The sequence below is a fragment of the Betaproteobacteria bacterium genome, assembly GCA_016791345.1.
Lineage (GTDB): Bacteria > Pseudomonadota > Gammaproteobacteria > Burkholderiales > JAEUMW01 > JAEUMW01.
This window is the reverse complement of record JAEUMW010000233.1, coordinates 1-5,162: the sequence shown is the minus strand read 5'-3', so window position 1 is coordinate 5,162 and position 5,162 is coordinate 1. Positions and strand designations below refer to the sequence as shown.

The 5,162-nt window shown below is 65.6% G+C and carries 6 protein-coding genes and 1 pseudogene; 5 read left to right on the top strand and 2 right to left on the bottom strand.

Annotation, left to right across the window (positions count from 1 at the left end):
- Both JNK68_09225 and JNK68_09220 read right to left on the bottom strand, forming a co-directional pair.
- Nucleotides 1-245 (bottom strand): hypothetical protein (locus JNK68_09225; protein MBL8540540.1); only part of this gene is annotated, 245 nt, incomplete at its 3' end.
- Nucleotides 246-743 (bottom strand): DUF1778 domain-containing protein, encoded by a 498-nt coding sequence (locus JNK68_09220; GenBank protein MBL8540539.1) that lies wholly within the window; start codon nt 741-743, stop codon nt 246-248. It abuts the gene before it with no gap.
- A 134-nt stretch (nt 744-877) separates the two neighbouring features.
- Here JNK68_09220 and JNK68_09215 point away from each other — a divergent pair, with 134 nt between their 5' ends.
- From JNK68_09215 to JNK68_09195, 5 genes and pseudogenes are all read left to right on the top strand, one after another.
- Complete coding sequence (locus tag JNK68_09215; protein ID MBL8540538.1) at nt 878-1,144, top strand: hypothetical protein; 267 nt, start codon at nt 878-880, stop codon at nt 1,142-1,144.
- A gap of 211 nt (nt 1,145-1,355) precedes the next feature.
- Nucleotides 1,356-1,619: pseudogene (locus tag JNK68_09210) on the top strand (DUF1214 domain-containing protein).
- Nucleotides 1,620-1,879: 260 nt separating this feature from the next.
- Nucleotides 1,880-2,209 (top strand): HNS-dependent expression A, encoded by a 330-nt coding sequence (locus JNK68_09205; protein MBL8540537.1) that lies wholly within the window; start codon nt 1,880-1,882, stop codon nt 2,207-2,209.
- Nucleotides 2,209-4,794, top strand: coding sequence for a mechanosensitive ion channel (locus JNK68_09200; protein ID MBL8540536.1), 2,586 nt, complete (start codon nt 2,209-2,211; stop codon nt 4,792-4,794). Before JNK68_09205 ends, JNK68_09200 begins: the two co-directional genes overlap by 1 nt.
- Nucleotides 4,795-4,847: 53 nt before the next feature.
- Nucleotides 4,848-5,162: MCE family protein (locus tag JNK68_09195; GenBank protein ID MBL8540535.1), on the top strand; the 315-nt coding region annotated here is incomplete at its 3' end.

The following is a 5,162-nucleotide window of genomic DNA, read 5'->3' as shown; positions in this document are numbered from 1 at the left end:
ACGCCATCGTTGAGCCAGTCGGGCGAGAAGTCCGCCTCGACAGCCACGCGGGCCGCCGCGGTGCGGATCTCGCGGGCGGGGCGGAACAGCGCGTCCACGTCCTGGGTGGACGGGCGGGCTGCGTAGGCAAGGCACATCACTGCACCGCCCACTACAAACAGTTCACCCTCGATCGCCTCGTCGCGCAGTGCCTTGTTGAGGAGATCGAAGAGGCGGCGGATGTCCCGGGCGTCGAGCGCAGCCATCTACACGCGTGCGCCGACGGTGGAGTCGATGAAGATATTCCGCCTGCGGAACGGCGGCGGCGAGTGGGTCAGGAGATGCAACCGGAGGCTCATGAGCGTCGAGCCGAAAACGGGCTCGGTGAGCGGCGCGATCGCCCGTGTCCAAGGCGGCGGCGAAACGTTGCGTCGAGCGCATGCATACTCGACCATCGCGGCGACATAGTTGGCGAGGTAAGGCGTCATCCCTGGCGCTGGCGGCGATGCCACCCCCTCGCGCAGCTCCGCGCCGCTGAGTTCCCCGATCCAGCCGCTCAACTCGGCGAGGGCGAAGCGTTCAGTCGCCGGCTCACGGCAGGCTTCGGTCATCTCCGCAAACCGGCTCCGGAGGGGCGGCAGCACCCGCGCCAGAACGTAGGCGGACATGTCGAGCCCGGCGCGCCGAGCGGCGCGCTCGATCGCGGCCTTCTCGGCCGGCGATACGCGAATCTGGAGCTGGGCGGACTTGGTGGCGGTGGGCATCACTTCAGATTAATGAGGGTGCGGAGCAGTGTCAATGCGCATGTATTGACAAAGCGACACGGCGCCTTTGTTCCAGCGCCAAAAGGGATTGTGCAGTGTGACCTGCAGCCAAAAAGAGCTGAGCCAACGACGCCATGATAGCGGGCATCGTCATCCTCTTCGGCTATGTCGTTCTCGTCTGGCTGATCTTTTTCCAGCTCAAGTGGCTCAGGTTCAGCATCGCATGGGCGGCGGTGTCGGCGCTCGTCGGCCTGCATCTGCTGCTCATCTTCGTGATCGGGCTGCGCTTCGTCACGCCTTACTCGACCGACGCGAGAGTGACCGCGTTCCGCGAGGTTGAGAATGCGTTTGCGAACGAGCAGCTGCTTGCGCGGCCGCTGCCCTATCAGGTGGGGCGGTAGAAAGCCGGACGGATGCCGTGCGCATCGCGACGATGCAGTACATCGCATCTGCGCGTGCTGAGATGAGCCCCGAAGGGCTCGCAAAGATGACGCAGAATCCGGTCGCGAACCTCATCAGCGTGCCCTTCCAGCTCGCGGCGTACTACAATGCCGCCCGCACGGACGACGGCCCGAGCTGGCAGCTTCGCTTCCAGGTGCAGTTGCTCTTCCCCAAGTGCTCGTCAAGAACCCGATCAATCGCTACCTCATCAACTCGCCGATGCTCTCGGGGATGAAGAAGAACGCGGACGGCTCGCTCACGCTGCACATCCAGAAGGACTCACCCGGGAAAGACAAGGAGGCGAACTGGCTGCCGGCGCCGGACGGTCCGATCTACCTCGTGATGCGACTGTACTGGCCGAAGACCGAGGCGCCGTCGATCCTGCCGCCGGGCGAGGGCACGTGGCAACCTCCAGCGGTGGTCCCGATACAGTGATGATGGGTGACCGGTCAGCAGTACTCGAGCGTGGACGTCTGCTTCGGTCCAAAGGCACCGGTCAGGATGGAGGAATCAACTGGATTCAGACGATCCCCAGGCCCAGGCTGGTTCATGATCCTGCGCCTCTACGGCCCCCGCGCGCCGTGGTTCAATCAGACTTGGCGGCGGCGCAAATGAGCGCGATCTCCGCAGGGCGATCTCCTGGTGCGGAGAGCCGGTTCGCGCATTCACTCGACGCAAGGAGGAGCAGGATGAATATGCGTGTCACCCTCTCGCTCGCGGTTGCCGCGGTCGCGACTACAGTCACCGCTGCGGATACGAAGAAGCCGGTCGCGAAATGGACGTGCGAAGAGTTCCTTGCTTTCGACAATCAGTACAAGCCGAAGGTGATCTACTGGGCCAGCGCGCATGCGAAGGGCGGGAGGTCGATCCTCGACATCGACGGCACGGAGAAGGTAACGCCGATGATCATCGACGATTGCCGGAAAGCGCCGCAGGCGTCGTTCTGGCAGAAGCTGCAGGGCGCGTGGAACAAGGTCGAGGCGCAGGCGAAGGCAGAGGCGAAGAAGGTCGAGAAGAAGCTGTAATGCTCGCCGCGAAGACGGATTTGACCCGCGCCATGCGTCTTCTGTGCTGTGGGGTCGCTTTTGCGCTTGCGCTCCTGGTCGCGGGTGCCGAGGCCCACGCGCACTCGAACGCGACGGCGGACATCGCCGCGGAGAACGCCGCGCTGTCGGCGCAGATCGCGGAAGACTCCCGTGTGCTGGAGGGCGTGCGACTCCAGATCGAGGAGCTGCGCAAGAGAAAGGGCGATCTCGACGAGACCATGCAACGGATCGAGCGCGGTGCAGAGGTGCACGTCCTCGGCCGCGAATTCGCGCAGACGGTGATGGATCAGTTGCGGCTGCTGCCGTCTCGGGAGCAGTTCGACCCCACGCGCGAGGCGCGGGCGCACCTGCTGGCTTCCGCAAGCGACGCGAACCTCCGCGCGGAGCGCCAGTTGCGCGAATTGCGCGACCTCGACACCGCGGTAGCGCAACGCCTGGCCAGCGTACGGCCTCCCATTCCCGACGCGGAGCGCTTACAGGCCGGGGCGGTGGTCCGTGATCTCCTCGGCGAGCAGCGCAATCTCCTTACCCGCGCGATTCAGGCGCAGCAGGAGCTTCTGAAGGCGTTGCGGGACGCGGGTGCCGCCGAGGAGGAGCTCGAAAAGCGGAGCCAGGCTGCGCGGACGGAACTCACCCGCCTGCTCTTCTGGATTCCGTCTCCGCCGGGAACACAGACGGTCGCCGAGCTCCTGCCGTCGCTTGCCTGGAGCGTATCGCCTGCGAACTGGCGCAGTGCCGGGGACGCGCTGATGGATGAGGTGTCACGCCGACCTCTTCCGCCCGCCCTGGGCGTGCTGATCGCCGTGTGTCTCTACGCCGCGCGCGGGCGCCTGCGTCGCGCGCTCGTCTCCCTCGCACCCGCCGCAGTCACCTACGAGCGCTACGGCATCGGCCATGCGCTGGCGGCGCTTGCGATCACGTTCGCCCTCGCACTCCCGATCCCGGTTCTCCTGTGGACGGCCGGCGCCGCGCTCGGGGCGGCGCCGGACACCCAGCCTTTTGCGCAGGCTGTCGGCGATGCGCTCTGGCGGGTCGCCCGGCTGGTGCTCGCGCTTTACGCTTTTGCCTGGCTCTTCGATCGGCGCGGTGTTGCCGTCGGCCATTTCGGCTGGGACGAGACGTCGATCACCTTTGCCTCCGCCGCGCTGCGTCGTTTTTCTGCCGTCTTCCTGCCCCTCATGCTGATCACCGCCTTGAACGATCACCGCGCGCCGTTCGCCAACCGCGAGAGTCTCGGCCGTCTTGTCTTCAACCTCGCGATGCTCGTCCTCGTGGTGTTCCTCGCGCACCTGTTCCGGAGCAAGAGCCCGGTGATGCAGCGGCTGCGTGCGCGTGCTCCGCGCGGCTGGGCGGTGCAACTGCACGGGGTCTGGTTCACCCTGCTGCTGGCACTTCCGCTCGGCATCGCCATCCTTGCCGCCACCGGCTACATCGTGGCGGCGGGCTACTTCTTCGCGCGGCTGCTGGAATCGGTCTTCCTCGTCCTCGTTGCGGTGATGCTCTACGGTCTGATCGCGCTGTGGGTGCAGGTCCAGCGCGCGCGCCTCGTCCGGCGCGGCAACGCGAACGCGGCGCCATCCGCCGGCATCGTTGTCCACGGCGACACGGGCAGCGCCGTCGCATCCATGCCCTCGCCGCGCCTCGATGTCGCAGCCATCGGCGAGCAGACACGCTCGCTTCTGGATCTCTTCACGACGCTGCTTCTGCTCGCCGGCATGTGGTGGGTGTGGCACGAGGCGGTGCCGGCACTCTCGGTGATCGGCGACTATGCGCTCTGGAGTTACAGCGACACCGTGGACGACAAGATCGTGCAGCACCCGGTGACGGTGGGCGGGCTGTTTGTCGCGTTGATCGTCGGTGCCGTCACTGCGGTTGCCGTGCGCAACGTCGGTGCACTGCTCGACATCGTCCTGCTGCAGCGCCTGGAGATGCAGGCCGATGCGACCTATGCGATCAAGGTCACGGCACGCTATGCGCTCGCCGCGATCGGCATCGCCGTCGCTGCCAACAACCTGGGCATCGGCTGGAGCGACGTGCAGTGGCTGGTCGCAGCGCTCGGCGTCGGTCTCGGCTTCGGTCTGCAGGAGATCTTCGCGAACTTTGTCTCCGGCCTCATCGTGCTCGCCGAGCGACCGATCCGCATCGGTGACGTCGTCACCGTCGGCGACGTTTCCGGGACGGTCTCGCACATCCGTGCCCGCGCGACCTCGGTGATCGACTTCGACAACAAGGAAGTGATCATCCCCAACAAGTCGTTCATCACCGATCGCGTGGTGAACTGGACGTTGTCGAACCAGACGACACGGCTGCTGCTCAAGATCAGCGTGGCGCAAGGCAGCGACGTCGTGCTCGCACAGCGGGTCATGCTCGATGCGCTGCGGCGCAATCGCGACGTGCTTGCGCAGCCGCCGCCTTCCGTTTTCTTCGTGGGCTTCGGCAGCAAGGGGCTCGACCTGGAGATCTGTGCGTTCGTGGGCTCGTTCGAGCAGCGTCTCAGGGTGCAGCACGAGATCAACCTTGCAGTGAATCAGGCGTTGCGGGAGAACGGAATTGAGATTCCCTAGCAAAGTAGGGGCATCGGTCGGAAGGCCGTGGCTCGCGGCAGAGGGGCACCACTATGGATGAGCTGGGCGGGCGGGAGGACCTGCCGCGTTCGACGGTGGTGACGAAGCGGAAGGGACGGCTATCGGTGGTGTGGTTGATACCGATATTGGCGGCGGTGGTGGCGGTGGGGATTGCGATTCAGCAGATCTTGAGCGAGGGGCCGACGATCACGATCGTGTTCGGTGCCGCGCAGGGGATCGAGGCGGGGAAGACCTTCATCAAGTACAAGGATGTCAACATCGGCCAGGTGAGCGCGGTGCAGTTGTCGGAGGATTTCGAGCGGGTGCAGGTGACGGCGAAGATGGCGAAGAGTGCGGCGGGGCTGATG

What these genes read in the sequence shown, in the direction of transcription:
- JNK68_09220 (MBL8540539.1), bottom strand. Translation starts at nt 743, where the DNA reads ATGCCCACCGCCACCAAGTCCGCCCAGCTCCAGATTCGCGTATCGCCG.
- JNK68_09215 (MBL8540538.1), top strand. Translation starts at nt 878, where the DNA reads ATGATAGCGGGCATCGTCATCCTCTTCGGCTATGTCGTTCTCGTCTGG.
- JNK68_09205 (MBL8540537.1), top strand. Translation starts at nt 1,880, where the DNA reads ATGCGTGTCACCCTCTCGCTCGCGGTTGCCGCGGTCGCGACTACAGTC.
- JNK68_09200 (MBL8540536.1), top strand. Translation starts at nt 2,209, where the DNA reads ATGCTCGCCGCGAAGACGGATTTGACCCGCGCCATGCGTCTTCTGTGC.